Genomic DNA, 17337 nt, shown 5'->3' on the forward strand with positions numbered 1-17337 from the left:
GGGGTCGCAAGCGCAGGCGCCCGTTCTCTTCGGGCAAACCGTCGATTATCGGCGCGCACCGTGGATGTTGCAGCGCTTCCACACCACGGCGTAAATATTCTTTACGCGCCGGACCTGCGCCGCTACGATCGCGGCCATGACCACCATCCTTGTACCCCCCTCGCTGCGCATGCGCGCAGGCCACGTGATTGCACGTGGCGGGGTCAAGTCGACCCGCCCGGCCTGACGAAGCCCGCGCGCGCCGCGTTTCCTCCCCTCACGGAACGCCGCCGCCCGCACGCTTCGGAAGCGATCCGAAGCGCGCCGCCCTGATCCCGAACCGCGCATCGCATGCAGCCTCTCCCCGTTCGCGGGAAGCGGCCGCGTTCCCGTCTCCCGAAAAATCATCCGAAGAAGAAAAAGACCGCCATGTCCAACGACATCCATTCCGACCTGCATGCGACGCTCGCCGAGCGCTCGCGCCACCTGCAGGCCGTGGCCCATTCGCTGAAGACCGAGCTCTTCGGCATCGACGACATCATCGATCGCGTGATCGATTCGCTGCGCGCCTGGTACGTGCTGCCGCAGCTCATCGCCCGCCCGGTCATCGTCTGCCTCTGGGGCCTCACGGGCACCGGCAAGACGCAGTTGGTGCGCCGCCTGGCCCAGCACCTGGGCTTCTACGACCGCTTCATCGAAGTGCAGATGGACGGCTTCAGCCATGGCTCTGGCCACCGCAGCGCCGGCTCGATCTCGGCCATGCTGGCCGAGTCGGGCATCGCCGAGGGCGAGCGCGGCATCCTCGTGCTCGACGAGTTCCAGCGCTTTCGCACCGTCGACAAGCACGGCAAGGAAGCCAAGGTCGAGCGCTACCAGGACGTCTGGGCGCTGCTGTCCGACGGCCGCCTGCCGCCTTCGCTGTCGGTGCTCGGCGAGATCGAGTCCTCGCTGGCCTGGGCCGAGTACGACCAGGACCGCAAGAGCGCGGACGAGGACGACGAAGAAGACGACGAGAAGGACGGCAAGCCGCGCCGCAAGCGCCGGCTGCAGCTGTCGCCGTGGGAAGCGCAGGAGTTGAAGCGCTGCCTCAAGCTGCGCGAATCGCTGCTCGAGATCATGACCTGGAGGCCGGCCGAGATCCAGGAGCGGCTGCGCGCCTTCCGCGCCTCGCAGGAGAGCTGGGAGACCGACTACTCGAAGCTGCTGGTGTTCGTCGCGGGCAACCTCGACGAGATGTACGCCGAGACCGCCAAGCGGGTCGAGGACTGCGACACCGACGCCGACATCTTCCACGCGCTGACGAAGAAGCTGTCGCTGATCGACGTCAAGAAGGCGCTGGCCGAACGCTTCAAGCCCGAGCAGATCGCGCGGCTGGGCAACAACCACGTGATCTATCCCTCGTTCGACCGCGCGACCTACGTGCGCCTGATCCTCTCGATCTGCGACCGCTACGTGAGCGAGATCCAGGAGAGCTCGGGCGTGCGCTTCGTGCTCGACGCCAGCGTCTACGAGCAGATCTACGCCAACGCGGTGTTCCCCGCGCAGGGCACGCGGCCGCTGTTCTCGTCGATCCACGCGATCCTCAGCGCGACCCTGGTCAACGCGGCGCTCTGGGCGCTCGAGCACGGCGCCAACGGCGCCGAGCCGGTGTGGCTGATGCTGGACGCGGGCGACGGATCGCAGGGTGCGCAGGGCCAGGCGAAGATGATGGCGCGCTTTCGCCTCGCGCGGCGCGAGTTCCCGGTGGTGCTCGAGCTCAACCGGCTCAAGCAGCGCGCCAATGCCGACTTCCGTGCGCTGCTGGCGGTGCACGAGGCCGGCCACGGGCTGGTCTATGCGCTGCTGTTCGGCCGCGCGCCGCAGGAGATCCGCATCAACGTGGCCTCGTTCGAGGGCGGCTACAACAGCTATGTGAAGCGCAAGGCCTGGTCGAAGCAGAACACGCTCGACAGCATCTGCGTGAGCCTGGCCGGCCGCGCGGCCGAGCGGCTGGTGTTCGGCGATGCCGGCGCCACCACCGGCGCCGAGCAGGACCTGGCGCAGGCCACCGAGACCGCGGCGCGCCACGTGCGGCACCACGCCTTCGGCAGCCGCTGGAGCCGCACCGACGTGACGCGCGAGGCGAACGACAACCTCAACACCGACGTGGCGGCCACCAACCGCGAGATCGAGCAGATCCTGGCGCGCGAGCACATCCGCGCGCTCGAGCTGATCGAGTCGCATGCGACGGCCTTCCTGGCCGTGGTCGATGCGCTGATGGCCCAGGGCTCGATCGCGCCCGCCGAGCTCGCCGGGCTGCTCGGCCTGCCGCTCGCCACGGCAGTGCCTTCGACCGCGCCGGAGGCCGAACCGCTGGACGCCTACGCCACGCAGCTCGCGTCGTTCAAGGCCCGCGGCACGCCGCCGGCCGCGGGCGCCGCGCGGCTGCTGCGCGCCCTGGCCTGATGCGCTGCACCAAAACGCGTCCAAGAATGCACAATCACGCCCATGTCGACCGTCTTCAATTTCACTTTCGTGCCCTGGTTCCGTTCCGTGGCGCCCTACATCCACACGCACCGGGGCAAGACCTTCGTGGTCGGGCTCGCGGGCGAGGCGATCGCGGCCGGCAAGCTCCAGAACATCGCGCAGGACCTGGCCCTGATCCAGAGCATGGGCGTGAAGATCGTGCTGGTGCACGGCTTCCGCCCGCAGGTCAACGAGCAGCTCGCCGCCAAGGGCCACGAGGCGAAGTATTCGCACGGCATCCGCATCACCGACGCGGTGGCGCTCGACTCGGCCCAGGAAGCCGCGGGCCAGCTGCGCTACGAGATCGAGGCCGCGTTCAGCCAGGGCCTGCCGAACACGCCGATGGCGGGCTCGACGGTGCGCGTGATCTCGGGCAACTTCATCACCGCGCGACCCGTGGGCGTGGTCGACGGCGTGGACTTCAAGCATTCGGGGCTGGTGCGCAAGGTCGACTCCACCAGCATCCGTCGCACGCTCGATTTCGGCGCCATGGTGCTGATCTCGCCGTTCGGCTTCTCGCCCACCGGCGAGGCCTTCAACCTCACGATGGAAGACGTGGCCACCAGCGTGGCGATCTCGCTGCAGGCCGACAAGCTGATCTTCCTGACCGAGATTCCCGGCATCCGCATCGACAGCGAGCTGCCCGAGAGCGAGGACAACCCGATCGACACCGAGCTACCGCTGGACGCCGCCGAGAAGCTGCTGGCCTCGCTGCCGCCGCCGCAGAAGCCCACCGACACCGCCTTCTACCTGCAGCACTGCGTGAAGGCCTGCAAGGCCGGCGTGGAGCGCAACCACATCCTGCCGTTCGCGCTCGACGGCTCGCTGCTGCTCGAGGTCTACGTGCACGACGGCGTGGGCACCATGGTGATCGACGAGAAGCTCGAGAGCCTGCGCGAGGCGACCGTGGACGACATCGGCGGCATCCTGCAGCTGATCGAGCCCTTCGAGCGCGACGGCACGCTGGTCAAGCGCGACCGCACCGAGATCGAGCGCGACATCCACCAGTACACGGTGGTCGAGCATGACGGCGTGATCTTCGGCTGCGCCGCGCTCTATCCCTATCCCGAGGCGAAGACCGCCGAGATGGCCGCCCTCACCGTCTCGCCGCAGTCGCAGGCCCAGGGTGACGGCGAACGCATCCTCAAGCACATCGAGCACCGCGCCAAGGCCATGGGCATCGAGAGCCTGTTCGTGCTCACCACCCGCACCATGCACTGGTTCCTCAAGCGCGGCTTCCAGCAGGTCAACCCCGACTGGCTGCCCGAGGCGCGCAAGCGCAAGTACAACTGGGACCGCAAGAGTCAGGTGCTGGTGAAGAAGATCTGAACCCTCCCATCGATCCCGCCCGCGAGAAGCCATGACGCTCACCACCGCCCTGCTGTTCTCCATCGTGGCCCTGGCCGCCATCGCCACGCCCGGCCCCCACCGTGCTGCTGGCGCTGAGCAACGGCTCGCGCCGCGGCGTGCGCGGCGCGCTGCCGGGCATGTTCGGCGCGATGCTGTCGGACTTCGTGCTGGTGGGCGCGGTGGCGCTGGGCCTGGGCGCGCTGCTGGCGGCCTCGGAGTTCTGGTTCTCGATGCTCAAGTGGGTGGGCGCGGCCTACCTCGCCTGGCTCGGCATCCGCATGCTGCGCTCGCAGGGCGGCAGCTTCGAGCGGCCCGCCGAGGGCGCGGCCGTCGCGACCGGCAGCGGGCGCCAGGTCTTCTTCAAGTCCTTCCTGGTCGCGGTGACCAATCCCAAGGGCTACCTGTTCTGCTCGGCGCTGCTGCCGCAGTTCATCGATCCCGCCGCGTCGCAGGGCATGCAGTACGCGATCATCGCGGTGCTGTTCGCGGGCCTCGACATGGCCGTGATGCTGGTCTATGCCTTCGTCGGCGCCAAGGCGATGCAGCTGCTGACCGCGCGCGCCGCACGCTGGATCGACCGCACCTGCGGCGCGATGCTGCTGGCGCTGGCCGGCTCGCTGGCCTTCTACCGCCGCGCCACGCCCTGAGCCCGCGCCGGGGCGGCGGCGGCCCGTGTCGCCGATAATCTCGCCCCATGAATCCCCTGCTTTCCAGGCTCCAGCCCTATCCCTTCGAACGGCTGAAGCAGCTGTTCGCCGGCGTCACGCCGAACCCCGACCTGAAGCCCATCAGCCTCGGCATCGGCGAACCCAAGCACGCGACACCCGAATTCATCAAAGAGGCCCTGAGCGCGGGCCTCGGCGCGTTGGCCGCCTACCCCGCCACCGCGGGCGACCTGAAGCTGCGCACCTCCTTCACCGACTGGCTGCAAAAGCGCTACGGCCTGGCGCTCGATCCCGCCACCCAGGTGCTGCCGGTCAACGGCTCGCGCGAGGCGCTGTTCTCGCTGGCCCAGACCGTGATCGACGCCAGCGACACGGCCCATCCGCCGGTCGTGATCTCGCCCAATCCGTTCTACCAAATCTACGAGGGCGCGGCCTTCCTCTCGGGGCGCCGAGCCCTACTACGCGCCCAGCGTGCCCGCGCGCAACTTCGCGGTCGACTGGGACAGCGTGCCCGAGGCGATCTGGCAGCGCACCCAGCTGGTCTTCGTCTGCTCGCCCGGCAACCCCACGGGCGCCGTGATGCCGCTCGACGAATGGCGCAAGCTGTTCGAGCTGTCGGAGCGCCATGGCTTCGTGATCGCCGCCGACGAGTGCTACAGCGAGATCTACTTCCGCGACGAGCCGCCGCTCGGCGGGCTCGAGGCGGCGGCCCGGCTCGGCCGCGGCGACTTCAAGAACCTGATCGCGCTGACCTCGCTGTCCAAGCGCAGCAACGTGCCGGGCCTGCGCAGCGGCTTCGTCGCGGGCGACGCGGACATCCTCAAGAAATTCCTGCTCTACCGCACCTACCACGGCAGCGCCATGAGCGGGGTGGTGGCCGCGGCCAGCATCGCCGCCTGGGGCGACGAGGAGCACGTGGTGCGCAACCGCGAGATGTACCGCGCCAAGTTCGCGGCCGTCACGCCGCTGCTCGAGCCGGTGCTCGACGTGCGCCTGCCCGACGCCAGCTTCTACCTCTGGGCCGGCGTGCCCGAAGTGTGGGCCGGCGACGACGAAGGCTTCGCCCGCGCCCTCCACGCTCAATACAATGTCACGGTTTTGCCGGGAGCTATCCGGCACGCGACACGCACGGCCCGCAGGGCGGCGCCCCCGTCAACCCGGGCAAGGGCCGCATCCGCATGGCGCTGGTGGCAGAGACCGCCGAGTGCGTCGAGGCGGCCGAGCGCATCGTGCGCTTCGTGCAGGGCGGCCGCTGATCCTTCCCTCCCCGCCTCCGATTTTTTCGCTTCTTCATCCGAGAGTTCTCATGACCCAGCAACTGCAACAAATCATCGACGCCGCGTGGGAAGACCGCGCCAACATCTCCGTCAGCGCCTCCTCGGCCGAGGTGCGCGATGCCGTCGAGCACGTGATCGTCGAACTCAACAACGGCAAGCTGCGCGTGGCCACGCGCGAGGGCGTGGGCCAGTGGACGGTGCACCAGTGGATCAAGAAGGCCGTGCTGCTGTCGTTCCGCCTCAAGGACAACGAGCAGATCCAGGCCGGCTCGCTCGGCTTCTACGACAAGGTGCCGACCAGTTCTGCACCTGTCGGCCAGCGAACTCAAGGATTCGGGCGTGCGCATCGTGCCGCCGGCCGTGGCCCGCCGCGGCAGCTTCATCGCCAAGGGCGCGATCCTGATGCCCTCGTACGTGAACATCGGCGCCTACGTGGGCGAAGGCACCATGGTCGACACCTGGGCCACCGTGGGCTCGTGCGCGCAGGTCGGCGCCAACGTGCACCTGTCGGGCGGCGTGGGCCTGGGCGGCGTGCTCGAACCCCTGCAGGCCAACCCGACCATCATCGAGGACAACTGCTTCATCGGCGCGCGCTCCGAAGTGGTCGAAGGCGTGATCGTGGAAGAGAACTCGGTGCTCGGCATGGGCGTCTACATCGGCCAGAGCACCCCGATCTTCAACCGCGACACCGGCGAGATCTCGTACGGCCGCGTGCCCAGCGGCAGCGTGGTGATCAGCGGCAACCTGCCCAAGAAGACCAAGACGGGCCAGGACTACAGCACCTACGCCGCGATCATCGTGAAGACGGTCGACGCGCAGACGCGTTCGAAGACCAGCCTCAACGACCTGCTGCGCGACTGATCCGACGATCGATCCGGGCGGCCTGAGGGGGCCGCCTTTTTTTCCGTTCCACCAGAGCGCCACGACGGCACCGCCGAACGACCGAGGAGAAGGAGAGCGACGATGAACATGATGGAGCGAATTCTTCGGCTGATGGCCGAGCGCAAGGCCTCCGACATCTACCTGTCGGCGCACTCCCCGGCGGATACCGCATCAACGGCGTGTGCGTGCCGATCAATGCGCAGGTGCTGCCGCCGGCCGCGCCGCTCGCGCTGCTGTCCGAGGTGGTGCCGCCCGCGCGCATCCAGGAGCTCGAGGCCAACGGCGAGCTCAACATGGCGGTGGCCATCGAGGGCGCGGGCAACTTCCGCATCAGCGCGATGCGCCAGCGCGGCACCTACGCGGTGGTGGTGCGGCACATCGCCTCGGTCATCCCGGGCTTCGACGAGCTCAACCTGCCCGACATCCTGAAGACGCTCATCATGGAGAAGCGCGGGCTGATCCTGATGGTGGGCGCCACCGGCGCCGGCAAGACGACCACGCTGGCCTCGATGCTCGACTACCGCAACGAGCACGCCAGCGGCCACATCCTCACGGTCGAGGAGCCGATCGAGTTCACCTACACCAACAAGCGCTCGCTGGTGAACCAGCGCGAGGTGGGCAGCGACACGCAGTCGCTGCAGACGGCGCTGAAGAACGCGCTGCGCCAGGCGCCCGACGTGATCCAGATCGGCGAGATCCGCGACCGCGAGACCATGACCGCGGCCATCGCCTATGCGCAGTCGGGCCACCTGTGCGTGGCCACGCTGCATGCCAACAACAGCTACCGCGCCCTCAACCGCGTGCTGAGCTTCTTCCCGGTCGAGGTTCGCCCCACGCTGCTGGGCGACCTGGGCTCGGCGCTGCGCGCCATCGTCTCGCAGCGGCTGCTGCGCACGCCCCAGGGCGCGCGCGTGCCGGCGCTCGAGGTCATGCTCAACACCGCGCTGGTGGCCGAGCTGATCGAGAAGGGCGACTTCTCGGGCGTCAAGGAAGCGATGGAGCAATCCATGGCCGAAGGCTCGCAGACCTTCGAGGAAGACATCGCGCGCCTCGTGATCGAGGAACGCATCACCCGCGAGGAAGGGCTGGCGCATGCCGATTCGCCCACCAACCTCATGTGGCGCCTGCAGAACCGCCAGGCGCTTAAGTCCCAGGTCGACGAGCGGCACCTGACCGACCAGCTCGACGAACCGACCTTCACCGACATCACGCTCGACGTGAAATTCTGAGAACCGCCCCCCCGATGTCCCGCACGCTCCAGCTCGCCGAACAACTGATCTCGCGCCCTTCCGTCACCCCCGACGACGCGGGCTGCCAACAGATCCTGGGCGAGCGGCTCGCGCGGCTGGGCTTCGTGCTCGAGACCATCGAGAGCGGTCCGGCGGATTTCCGGGTCGCCAACCTGTGGGCGGTGCGCCGCCCGGCCGACGCCTCGGCCGCCACGAAGACGCTGGTGTTCGCGGGCCACACCGACGTGGTGCCCACCGGCCCTGTCGAGCAGTGGACCAGCCATCCGTTCACGCCCACCCACCGCGACGGCAAGCTCTACGGCCGCGGCGCCTGCGACATGAAGACCTCGGTGGCCGCCTTCGTGGTCTCGATCGAGGAGTTCCTGCAGGCCGTGCCCGATCCGCGCCTGACGCTGGCGCTGCTGCTGACCAGCGACGAGGAAGGCCCGGGCGTCGACGGCACCGTGGTCGTGTGCAACGCGCTGGCCGCGCGCGGCGAGAAGCTCGACTACTGCATCGTCGGCGAGCCCACGGCCGTCCAGCGCTGCGGCGACATGATCAAGAACGGCCGCCGCGGCACCATGAGCGGCAAGCTCACGGTCCGGGCGTCCAAGGCCACATCGCCTATCCGCACCTCGCGAAGAACCCGGTGCATGCGGTGGCGCCCGCGCTGGCCGAGCTGGTCGCGATCAACGCGGCCGGCGGCTGGGACGCCGGCAACGCCTGGTTCCAGCCCACGAGCTGGCAGATCAGCAATTTCCACGCGGGCACCGGCGCGAGCAACGTGATCCCGGGCAGCGCGGTGATCGACTTCAACTTCCGCTTCTCGACCGAGTCCACGCCGCAGGCGCTGCAGCAGCGCGTGCAGGCCGTGCTCGACGCGCATGGCGTCGACTGCACGCTGGCCTGGACCGTCGGCGGCCTGCCCTTCCTGACCACGCCGGGCGAACTGGTCGCGGCCGTGCAGGGCGCGATCCGCGACGAGACCGGCATCGAGACCGAGCTGTCGACCAGCGGCGGCACCAGCGACGCGCGCTTCATCGCCAAGGTCTGCCCGCAGGTGGTCGAGCTCGGCCCGGTGAATGCCAGCATCCACAAGATCGACGAGCACATCGACGTGGCCGAGATCGAAACGCTGAAGAACATCTACCTGCGCACCCTGAAGCAGCTCGACGCTGCGCTCGCGGCATGAAGACCGTCATCGCGCTGATCGAAGCGGGCGCCGAGCAGTTGGAGCAGGCCGGCGTGGCCTTCGGCCATGGCACGGCCAATGCCTTCGACGAAGCGGCCTGGCTGGTGCTGTGGCGCCTCAAGCTGCCGCTCGACGAGCTCGACGCCGTGGCCGACACGCCGGTGGCACCGGCCGACGCGGCCAAGGTCGAGGCGCTGATCGCCGAGCGCATCGCGAGCCGCAAGCCCGCCGCCTACCTCACGAAGGAAGCCTGGCTGCAGGGCGTGTCCTTCTACGTGGACGAGCGCGCCATCGTGCCGCGCAGCTTCATCGCCGAGCTGATCGCCGACGGCTCCATCGACTACTGGCTCGGCGAGCACACGCAGCGCGTGCTCGACCTGTGCACCGGCAACGGCAGCCTCGCGGTGCTCGCGGCGCTGACCTACCCCGAGGTGACGGTGGACGCGGCCGACCTGTCGGTGGCGGCGCTCGAGGTGGCCGCGATCAACGTCACGCGCCACGCGCTCGATGCGCGCGTGACGCTGATCGAGTCCGACGGCCTCGCGGCCACGCCCGGCCCCTACGATCTGGTGCTGTGCAATCCGCCCTACGTCAACAGCCGGAGTATGGCCGCCCTGCCCGCCGAATACCGCGCCGAGCCCGAGCTGGCGCTGGCCGGCGGCGCCGACGGCATGGATTTCGTGCGCCGACTGTTCGCCGACGCGCCCGCGCGCATGAGCGAGCGCGCCGTGCTGGTGCTCGAGATCGGCAACGAGCGCGAGCATTTCGAGGCGGCGTTTCCGCAGCTCGAGGTGGTGTGGCTCGAAACCTCGGCCGGCGACGACCAGGTGCTACTGGTCACGCGTGAGGCGCTGTTGAAAGCGGGCTGACCGGACGCGAAGAACGCGAAGATTTCGCGAAGGACGCGAAAGAAACCAGGAAATTTCTTTTTTGCGACCTTCGCGAAATCTTCGCGTCCTCTGCGTCCGGTACCCGTATTCCGTCCCCCTTTCGGCCCAACTCGGATAATCCGAGGTTGGGCTCCATTTCATGATCACTCTCAAGAACGTCATTCTTCGCCGCAGCGCCAAGGTCCTGCTCGACGGCGCCACCGTCACCCTCAACCCCGGCGAGAAAGTCGGCCTGGTGGGCCGCAACGGCGCGGGCAAGTCCACCCTGTTCGCATTGCTCAACGGCACCCTGCACGAGGACGGCGGCGATTTCTCCGTGCCCAAGCAATGGCGCATGGCGCAGGTCGCGCAGAACATGCCCGAGACCGAGGAGTCGGCCACCGATTTCGTGGTGGGCGGCGACACCCGCCTGACCGAGCTGCGCGAAGCGCTGGCCGCCATCGAGGCCGCCTACACCGCGAGCCCCGACGACGCCGACATCGGCATGGAGCTGGCCCATGCCTACACCGACCTGGCCGATGCCGGCGAGCACGACGCCGTGCCGCGCGCGCAGGCGCTGATCCTGGGCCTGGGCTTCAAGGCGCACGAACTCGACGCGCCGGTCAACAGCTTCTCGGGCGGCTGGCGCATGCGGCTGCAGCTCGCGCGCGCGCTGATGTGCCCGAGCGACCTGCTGCTGCTCGACGAACCCACCAACCACCTGGACCTCGACGCCCTGGTCTGGCTCGAAGCCTGGCTGCAGCGCTACGCGGGCACCATGATCGTCATCAGCCACGACCGCGAGTTCCTCGACGCCGTGACCGACGTGACCCTGCACATCGCCAACGCCCAGCTCACGCGCTACGGCGGCAACTACAGCAAGTTCGAGGACATGCGCGCGCTGCAGATGGAGCAGCAGCAGCAGGCCTTCGTCAAGCAGCAGGACAAGATCGCCCATCTGCAGAAGTTCATCGACCGCTTCAAGGCCAAGGCCAGCAAGGCCAAGCAGGCCCAGAGCCGCGTGAAGGCGCTCGAGCGCATGGAGCGCGTGGCGCCGCTGCTGGCCGAGGCCGACTTCAGCTTCGAGTTCAAGGAGCCGGGCAACATCCCGAACCCGATGCTGTCGATCAGCAACGCGAGCTTCGGCTACGAGATAGAGAACGAGGAACCCAAGACCATCCTGCGCGGCGTCAACCGCTCGGTGCTCGCGGGCCAACGCATCGGCATCCTGGGCGCCAACGGCCAGGGCAAGTCGACGCTGGTGAAGACCATCGCGCGCGAGATGGGCGCGCTGGCCGGCCAGGTCACCGAGGGCAAGGGCCTGAACATCGGCTACTTCGCGCAGCAGGAACTCGACGTGCTGCACCCCGAGAGCAACCCGCTCGAGCACATGGTGCGCATGGCGCGCGAGCTCGGCAGCAGCGTGAAGGAGGCCACCGGCGAACAGGCGCTGCGCGGCTACCTCGGCAGCTTCAACTTCAGCGGCGACATGGTGAAGCAGCCCGTGGGCACCATGAGCGGCGGCGAGAAGGCGCGGCTGGTGCTCGCGATGATGGTCTGGCAGCGCCCCAACCTGCTGCTGCTCGACGAGCCCACCAACCACCTGGACCTCGCCACGCGCGAGGCCCTGGCCGTGGCGCTCAACGAGTTCGAGGGCACGCTGATGCTCGTGAGCCACGACCGCGCGCTGTTGCGCTCGGTCTGCGACGAGTTCTGGCTCGTGGGCCGCGGCGTGGTCGGCGACTTCGACGGCGACCTCGACGACTACCAGCGCTACCTGCTCGACGAGGCCAAGCGGCTGCGCGAAGAGGCCAAGGTGGCGAACGCGGCCGCCGCCGCGGCTCCGGCGCCAGCGCCGGTCGCAGCGCCCGCGCCGGCGCCCGTGGCGGCGCCCGCGGCCGCGTCGCGCAACCCGCAGCAGCGCAAGCAGGACGCCCAGGAGCGCCAGCAGCGCAGCGAGCAGGCCAAGCCGCTGAAGCGCGAGCTCACGAAGATCGACGAGCGCATGGCCGCGGCCGGCAGCGAGCGCACGGCGCTCGAGGCCCGGCTGGCCGAGCCGCTGCCGCCGGCCGAGATCGCCGAGGCCGGCAAGCGGCTCAAGGCGCTCAACGACGAGATCGGCCAGCTCGAGGAACGCTGGCTCGCGCTGTCGGACCAGCTCGAAGCCCTGAGCGCGTGACGGGCCTGATACCCCTGAACCGCCTGTAACGCCTTCGGGCCTTGAACCACCGCCCGGTCGGACCATCTATCGGAAGATCCCCATCCATCCGACGACCACCCGGGAGGTGCACCGCATGCCATCCGCCATCGAATTGGCCCAGGGCGACGAGAAGCTGATCGCCGCCATCCAGCGCAGCCGGCGCCTGCTCGGGCGCAAGGCGCTGATCGCCGCGGCCGCCAGCGCGGTGCCGTTGCCCGGTGTGGACTGGATGGCCGATGCCGCCCTGCTCTCGCGACTCGTGCCGCAGATCAGCGCCGAATTCGGGCTCTCGGTGACCCAGATCGATCGCCTGGGCACCCACCAGCGCGAGCGCGTGCAGAAGGCCGCCACCACCGTCGGCGCGCTGCTGGTCGGCCGGCTGGTCACGCGCGAGCTGCTGATCAAGCTCGCGCGCCATGCGGGCATGCGGCTCACGGCCAAGCAGGCCACCAAGTACGTGCCGATCGCCGGCCAGGTGGTGTCGGCCGCCCTCGGCTATGCGGCGCTGCGCGCGCTGGGCGAACAGCACATCAAGGATTGCGTGCGCGTGCGCACCGTGCTCGCGCTGCCGCCCGCCGAAGCGCCCGCGTCCGCCTGAGCGATTCGCGGTCGGGCGCGGCCAGCGCCAGGGCCACGCCGAGCGCCAGGCCGAAGCCGCCGAGGCCGAATGCCAGCACATCGCCGGCCTGCCAGCCCACGCAGATCACGGCGACCGACACCAGCATCAGCAGTCCCCGCAACACGCCCTCGAACTCGAGGCCCGGCGCGACGCCGCGGTGCATGGCTCAATCGCGGTGCATCGCGGGCCAGGGCAGCGGGCCGCGCGGAAAGGGTCGCAACACCACCGGGGCCGGCGCGGGCCGGCGGCGCGACGAGCTGCCGGTCCTGGCCGCCACCGGTGCGGGCGCGGGGGCCGGCGTCACCGGTGCCGGTTCGGAAATCGCGGGCTCGGCCGGCATGGCGCGCGACAATGGCCGGCCCCTGCCCGGCCCCGGCGCCACCGGCCCTTCCTTGAGCTGCTGCTCGTAGGCGGCGAGCAGCGCGTCGTAGGTGCGCAGCATCACGTCGCGCTCGCCGTAGCGCCCGATCTTGCTGATGGTCGGTTGCGGAATGCCGGTCCGTTTCTGGATCTGCTTCTGCGTAAGTCCCATGGCGCGCAGCGCCAGTACGAGCTCTTGAGGCTTCATGGCTGACTCCCTTTCGCCCATTCTAAAGTTGAGAGTGAATATTCCTTCACGCTTAAATTCGCGCCCATGGAAGATCCCCTTGCGGCACGGGCGCTGGCGGCTCGCAAATACGCCAAATTGACGCAGCGGCAGGCCGAGGAGCACTCGGGCGTGCGGCAATCCGACATCTCGAAGATCGAACGCGGAGAAACGGTGCGGCCCTCGGGCCTGGTGCAACTCGCGCGCGCCTACCGCTGCGATCCGATCTGGCTGGTCACGGGCGAGGGGCGCGCCCCCTGGGAGGAAGCCGCGCTGCCGCGCTCGGCCGACATCACGGGCGAGCGCGACGGCCCCTACCGCGTGACGCGCGTGCCGCCGCCGATCCCCTTCTACCGCCCCGGCACGCCCGGTACCGTGCCGCTGATCAGCTGGGAACAGGCCGCCACCTGGACCGGCCCCACCATCCCCGAACCGCCACCGCCGGCCCCGCCGCCGCTGCCGCTGAACGTGCGCGAACTGCGCAAGGGCATGCTGCCACCCGCGCCGCCGCCGCAACCGGTGCCCGCCGAGATGTGGATTCCCTGCGTGAGCCGCCACAGCGAACTCGCCTATGCGCTGCGCGTGCGCGGCGACAGCATGACCGCGCCCAGCGGCCATCTGAAGAGCTACCCCGTCGACGCGATCATCTTCGTCGACCCGCAGCGCGTGCAGCCCATGGATGGCGAACGCATCATCGCCAGGCTCGATGCCAGCGGCGAGGTCACCTTCAAGGCCTTCAAGCAGGAGGACGGACGGCGCTGGCTGCAGCCGCTCAATCCCGCGCACGAACCGATCCGGCTCGCCTTCACCGTGCTGGGCACGATCATCGGCAAGTGGAAGACGAGGACTGAATCGAGGGCCGGCTTCCGAAGAATGAGCCCAGGATGAGCAATCCTCCAGGAATGCGAAACGGGGCGCGAGGTCAGGTTGCATGCAGGTTCGCAGAGCACATTAAGGGCTCTCCCTGTGACCTGTACCTCTGATCCTCCCTCCTCCGCAGGTCACCTTCCAGCCCGCCTCGTGCGGGCTGTTTTTTTTCCGCGACGCCCCGCGTCCGGCGTCATCGTTCTGCCATCGCACCGCCGAAGAATCGCGCCCGGTCTTCCCTGACCGCGACCTGACTTCACGATGCACGGAACATGACAAAAGCCTTCCCCACGATTCCCCTCGACCTGCCCCAGCGCCGCGCCTTCCTGCGCCAGAGCTTCGCCACCGCCGGTGCGGTCACGCTGCCCGCCTTCCTCGCCGCCTGCGGCGGCGGTGGCGACGGCGTGGCCTTCCCGCCGATCGGCGCCCTGCCGCCGAGCCCGCCACCCGCGGGCGATCCGCCCGCGCCGCCGCCCCCGGCGCCGCCCGTGAAGAAGAGCCCGTTCGCCGAGTTCTCCGAACTGCAGGCGCCCGACGCCAACGGCGTGAGGCTGCCCAAGGGCTTCAGCTCGCGCATCGTCGCGCGCTCGGGCACCGCGGCCGCGGGCAGCTATGCCTGGCATGCCGCGCCCGATGGCGGCGCGGTCTACCCCGGCCCCGACGGTGGCTGGATCTACCTGAGCAACTCGGAGGTCGGCAGCAAGAACGGCGGCGTCGGCGCGCTGCGCTTCGACAGGAACGGCGTGGTCGTCGATTCCTACGCCGTGCTCAAAAACACCTCCACCAACTGCGCCGGCGGCCCCACGCCCTGGGGCACCTGGCTCTCGTGCGAGGAGCATTCGAGCGGCATGGTGTGGGAGTGCGATCCCGCCAAGCCCTGGGTCGACGCCAACAGCGCGCCCAGCCTGCCCGCGCTCGGCCTCTATGCGCACGAGGCGGTCTGCGTGGACCCGGTCCACAAGACGCTCTACCTGACCGAGGACGCATCGGGCGGCCGGGTGTATCGCTTCGTCTGCGACGCCAGCGACTGGCCCGAAGGCGCGGCCCGTCCCGCGATGAAGAGCGGCCGGCTCGAGGTGCTCAAGGTCAAGGGCATCGTGAACGACGTGGACCTTGCCGCGCCCGACTACGCCAAGCTCAAGGACTACGGCACGCCCCAGCCCGTGGAATGGCTCGACGTGATCAATCCCGAGAAGGCGCAGGCCGGCGTGCGCAGCGCCATGCGCACCGGCGGCCTCACACCGCCCGGCGCCATCTTCACCAAGGCCGAGGGCATCTGGTTCTTCAACGGCATCGTCTATTTCGTGACCTCGTTCAATGCGCGCATCTGGGCCTACGACACGCTGAACCAGACGCTCGAGGTGATCTACGACGGCAAGGACAAGAACCCGGCCACGCACTCGATCGACGAGCCCGACAACCTGACGATCTCGGCGCTCGGCGACATCCTCGTGGCCGAGGACGCGGGCAACCTCGAGATCGGCGTGCTGCGCATCGAGGCCGGCACCTCCCAGCCGCTGATGCGCCTCGAGGGCCACGACGACAGCGAAGTCACCGGCCCCGCCCTCTCGCCCGACGGCACGCGCCTGTACTTCAGCTCGCAGCGCGGCACCAGCGGCTCGAGCACCGGCGGCATCACGTTCGAGATCACGCTGCCTTCGCCCGCGAAGTAGAGCGGCACGGCACGCCATTCCTGCGAGCAGACTCTGCCCGGTTCGTCCGGGCCTTTTTTCGCCCGCGTCGGCATGCCAATGCGCATCGCCCTACGCACGCGCATGCCCCGCCGCCGCATACTCGTCGCATGAACGCTCCTTCCGACCGCGTGCGGCGCGTCTACCTCGCCGGCCCCGATGTCTTTCGCGTCGATGCCACGGCGCGCCTGCAGCGCCTGGTCGAGGCCTGCGCGGCGCGCGGCCTCGAGGCGCTGCCGCCGGCCGAGGACGCGAGCGGGCCGGCCACGCCGCCGGCCGAGGTGGCGCAGGCGATCTACGACACCAACATGGCGCTGCTGCGCCGCGCCTCGGGCGTCATCGCCGACCTGTCGCCGTTCCGCGGCACAGAGCCCGATTCGGGCACGGTGTTCGAGGTCGGGGTGGCGATCGCGCTGGGCCTGCCGGTGGTGGGCTATGGCATTCCCGAGGGCAGCTATGCGGCGCGCGTCGAAACGGCGTTGCCCACGCGGCGCGATGCCGACGGCACCTTGCGCGACGCGAACGGCATGGCGGTCGAGGGCTTCGAGCTGCCGCTCAACCTGATGCTGGCCTGCTCGATCCGCATCGCGCGCACGGCCGAGGAAGCGCTCGACCTGCTGCAGCAGCGACTGGGCTGACCAGCGGCCGCCCGCGGCGGTCGTGATCATGCGCTCCATCAGCGCGAGCAGCGGCTGCTCCATCATCGGCAGCACCAGCGCGATGCCGGCCAGGCCCGCGGTCAGCGTGACCGGGAAGCCGATGGCGTAGATGTTCATCTGCGGCGCCACGCGCGAGACGATGCCCAGCGTGAAGTTGACGAACAGCAGGAGCCCGATCATCGGCAGCGCGATCCACATCGCGCTCGCGAACAGCTCGGTGCCCAGCTCGTGCATGCGCGTGCGCGCCAGCGCCTGCAGCAGGCTGCCGCCGACCGGGAAGGCCTCGAAGCTGCGGATCACCGCCATCAGCACCGTGAGGTGGCCGTTGATCACGACGAAGAACAGCACCGCGATGTTGCCGAAGAAGCGCGACACGGCGCTGGTCTGGCCGCTGCTCACGGGGTCGAAGAAGGAGGCGAAGTTCAGCCCCATCTGCAGTCCGACCAGTTCGCCCGCGAACTCCACCGCCGCGAACACCATGCGCACCGAGAAGCCGATCGCCATGCCGATGCCCACCTGCTGCACCAGCGTGCCGAGCATCGCGGCGTCGTTGAGGCCGATCATCGGCGGCGTGTCGAGCGTGGCCTGCGCGCACAGCGCGATCATGAAGGCCAGCCCGATGCGCGCGCGCACCGGAAAGGCACGCGAGGAGAAGACCGGCGCGGTGGTGAACACGCCCAGCACGCGCAGGAAGGGCCACAGCACGGGCGTGACCCAGGCCATGAGCTGGGCTTCGGTGAAGGTCAGCACGGCAGGCGGGGAAGGCG

General features: G+C 69.3%; 10 protein-coding genes and 6 pseudogenes. 13 read left to right on the forward strand and 3 right to left on the reverse strand.

Going from position 1 to position 17337, the window contains the following annotated elements:
• Positions 1–408 precede the first annotated feature (408 nt).
• The 10 genes and pseudogenes from ACHMXE_RS28145 to ACHMXE_RS28190 all read left to right on the forward strand — a co-directional run bounded on the left by ACHMXE_RS28145 (position 409) and on the right by ACHMXE_RS28190 (position 12746).
• Entirely contained in the window at positions 409–2424 is a 2016-nt protein-coding gene (locus tag ACHMXE_RS28145) for an AAA family ATPase (RefSeq protein ID WP_395347511.1), read from the forward strand.
• Between the two features lie 42 nt (positions 2425–2466).
• Positions 2467–3813: an amino-acid N-acetyltransferase gene (gene argA, locus ACHMXE_RS28150; RefSeq protein ID WP_203205931.1), complete on the forward strand. Its 1347-nt coding sequence runs from the start codon at positions 2467–2469 to the stop codon at positions 3811–3813.
• A 31-nt stretch (positions 3814–3844) separates the two neighbouring features.
• A pseudogene (locus tag ACHMXE_RS28155) lies at positions 3845–4481 on the forward strand (LysE family translocator).
• 47 nt (positions 4482–4528) lie between these two features.
• Positions 4529–5755: pseudogene (gene dapC / locus ACHMXE_RS28160) on the forward strand (succinyldiaminopimelate transaminase).
• Between the two features lie 50 nt (positions 5756–5805).
• Positions 5806–6637 (forward strand): annotated as a pseudogene (dapD, locus tag ACHMXE_RS28165) (2,3,4,5-tetrahydropyridine-2,6-dicarboxylate N-succinyltransferase).
• A 102-nt stretch (positions 6638–6739) separates the two neighbouring features.
• Positions 6740–7887: pseudogene (locus ACHMXE_RS28170) on the forward strand (PilT/PilU family type 4a pilus ATPase).
• Positions 7888–7901: 14 nt separating this feature from the next.
• Positions 7902–9079 (forward strand): annotated as a pseudogene (gene dapE / locus ACHMXE_RS28175) (succinyl-diaminopimelate desuccinylase).
• Positions 9076–9948, forward strand: coding sequence for a 50S ribosomal protein L3 N(5)-glutamine methyltransferase (gene prmB / locus ACHMXE_RS28180; RefSeq protein ID WP_395347512.1), 873 nt, complete (start codon positions 9076–9078; stop codon positions 9946–9948). The pseudogene dapE and the gene prmB overlap by 4 nt, the downstream one beginning before the upstream one ends.
• Before the next feature lie 160 nt (positions 9949–10108).
• Complete coding sequence (locus ACHMXE_RS28185) at positions 10109–12127, forward strand: ABC-F family ATP-binding cassette domain-containing protein (RefSeq protein ID WP_395347513.1); 2019 nt, start codon at positions 10109–10111, stop codon at positions 12125–12127.
• 115 nt (positions 12128–12242) lie between these two features.
• The gene (locus ACHMXE_RS28190; protein ID WP_209544973.1) at positions 12243–12746 is read left to right on the forward strand and encodes a hypothetical protein; all 504 of its coding nucleotides are present in this window, start codon (positions 12243–12245) and stop codon (positions 12744–12746) included.
• Here ACHMXE_RS28190 and ACHMXE_RS28195 read toward each other — a convergent pair.
• A complete protein-coding gene (locus ACHMXE_RS28195) occupies positions 12679–12930 on the reverse strand; it encodes a hypothetical protein (protein ID WP_395347514.1) in 252 nt (83 codons plus the stop codon). The genes ACHMXE_RS28190 and ACHMXE_RS28195 overlap by 68 nt on opposite strands.
• 3 nt (positions 12931–12933) lie before the next feature.
• Complete coding sequence (locus tag ACHMXE_RS28200; RefSeq protein ID WP_395347515.1) at positions 12934–13335, reverse strand: helix-turn-helix domain-containing protein; 402 nt, start codon at positions 13333–13335, stop codon at positions 12934–12936.
• A 66-nt stretch (positions 13336–13401) separates the two neighbouring features.
• On the opposite strand from ACHMXE_RS28200, the gene ACHMXE_RS28205 reads away from it, so the two are divergent.
• The 3 genes from ACHMXE_RS28205 (at position 13402) to ACHMXE_RS28215 (ending at position 16549) form a co-directional block, all read left to right on the forward strand.
• The gene (locus ACHMXE_RS28205) at positions 13402–14241 is read left to right on the forward strand and encodes a helix-turn-helix domain-containing protein (protein WP_395347516.1); all 840 of its coding nucleotides are present in this window, start codon (positions 13402–13404) and stop codon (positions 14239–14241) included.
• A 251-nt stretch (positions 14242–14492) separates the two neighbouring features.
• A complete protein-coding gene (locus tag ACHMXE_RS28210) occupies positions 14493–15893 on the forward strand; it encodes an alkaline phosphatase PhoX (RefSeq protein ID WP_395347518.1) in 1401 nt (466 codons plus the stop codon).
• Between the two features lie 128 nt (positions 15894–16021).
• Positions 16022–16549, forward strand: a complete 528-nt coding sequence (locus tag ACHMXE_RS28215; RefSeq protein WP_209544969.1) for a nucleoside 2-deoxyribosyltransferase — start codon at positions 16022–16024, stop codon at positions 16547–16549.
• 3 nt (positions 16550–16552) lie between these two features.
• On the opposite strand, the pseudogene fliR reads toward ACHMXE_RS28215, so the two are convergent.
• Positions 16553–17320 (reverse strand): annotated as a pseudogene (fliR, locus tag ACHMXE_RS28220) (flagellar biosynthetic protein FliR); the annotation flags it as partial.
• Positions 17321–17337: the final 17 nt, after the last annotated feature.

It is taken from the genome of Variovorax sp. UC122_21, from assembly GCF_044056785.1.
Classification (GTDB): domain Bacteria; phylum Pseudomonadota; class Gammaproteobacteria; order Burkholderiales; family Burkholderiaceae_C; genus Variovorax.

What these genes read in the sequence shown, in the direction of transcription:
- ACHMXE_RS28145 (WP_395347511.1), top strand. Translation starts at nt 409, where the DNA reads ATGTCCAACGACATCCATTCCGACCTGCATGCGACGCTCGCCGAGCGC.
- argA (WP_203205931.1), top strand. Translation starts at nt 2,467, where the DNA reads ATGTCGACCGTCTTCAATTTCACTTTCGTGCCCTGGTTCCGTTCCGTG.
- prmB (WP_395347512.1), top strand. Translation starts at nt 9,076, where the DNA reads ATGAAGACCGTCATCGCGCTGATCGAAGCGGGCGCCGAGCAGTTGGAG.
- ACHMXE_RS28185 (WP_395347513.1), top strand. Translation starts at nt 10,109, where the DNA reads ATGATCACTCTCAAGAACGTCATTCTTCGCCGCAGCGCCAAGGTCCTG.
- ACHMXE_RS28190 (WP_209544973.1), top strand. Translation starts at nt 12,243, where the DNA reads ATGCCATCCGCCATCGAATTGGCCCAGGGCGACGAGAAGCTGATCGCC.
- ACHMXE_RS28195 (WP_395347514.1), bottom strand. Translation starts at nt 12,930, where the DNA reads ATGCACCGCGGCGTCGCGCCGGGCCTCGAGTTCGAGGGCGTGTTGCGG.
- ACHMXE_RS28200 (WP_395347515.1), bottom strand. Translation starts at nt 13,335, where the DNA reads ATGAAGCCTCAAGAGCTCGTACTGGCGCTGCGCGCCATGGGACTTACG.
- ACHMXE_RS28205 (WP_395347516.1), top strand. Translation starts at nt 13,402, where the DNA reads ATGGAAGATCCCCTTGCGGCACGGGCGCTGGCGGCTCGCAAATACGCC.
- ACHMXE_RS28210 (WP_395347518.1), top strand. Translation starts at nt 14,493, where the DNA reads ATGACAAAAGCCTTCCCCACGATTCCCCTCGACCTGCCCCAGCGCCGC.
- ACHMXE_RS28215 (WP_209544969.1), top strand. Translation starts at nt 16,022, where the DNA reads ATGAACGCTCCTTCCGACCGCGTGCGGCGCGTCTACCTCGCCGGCCCC.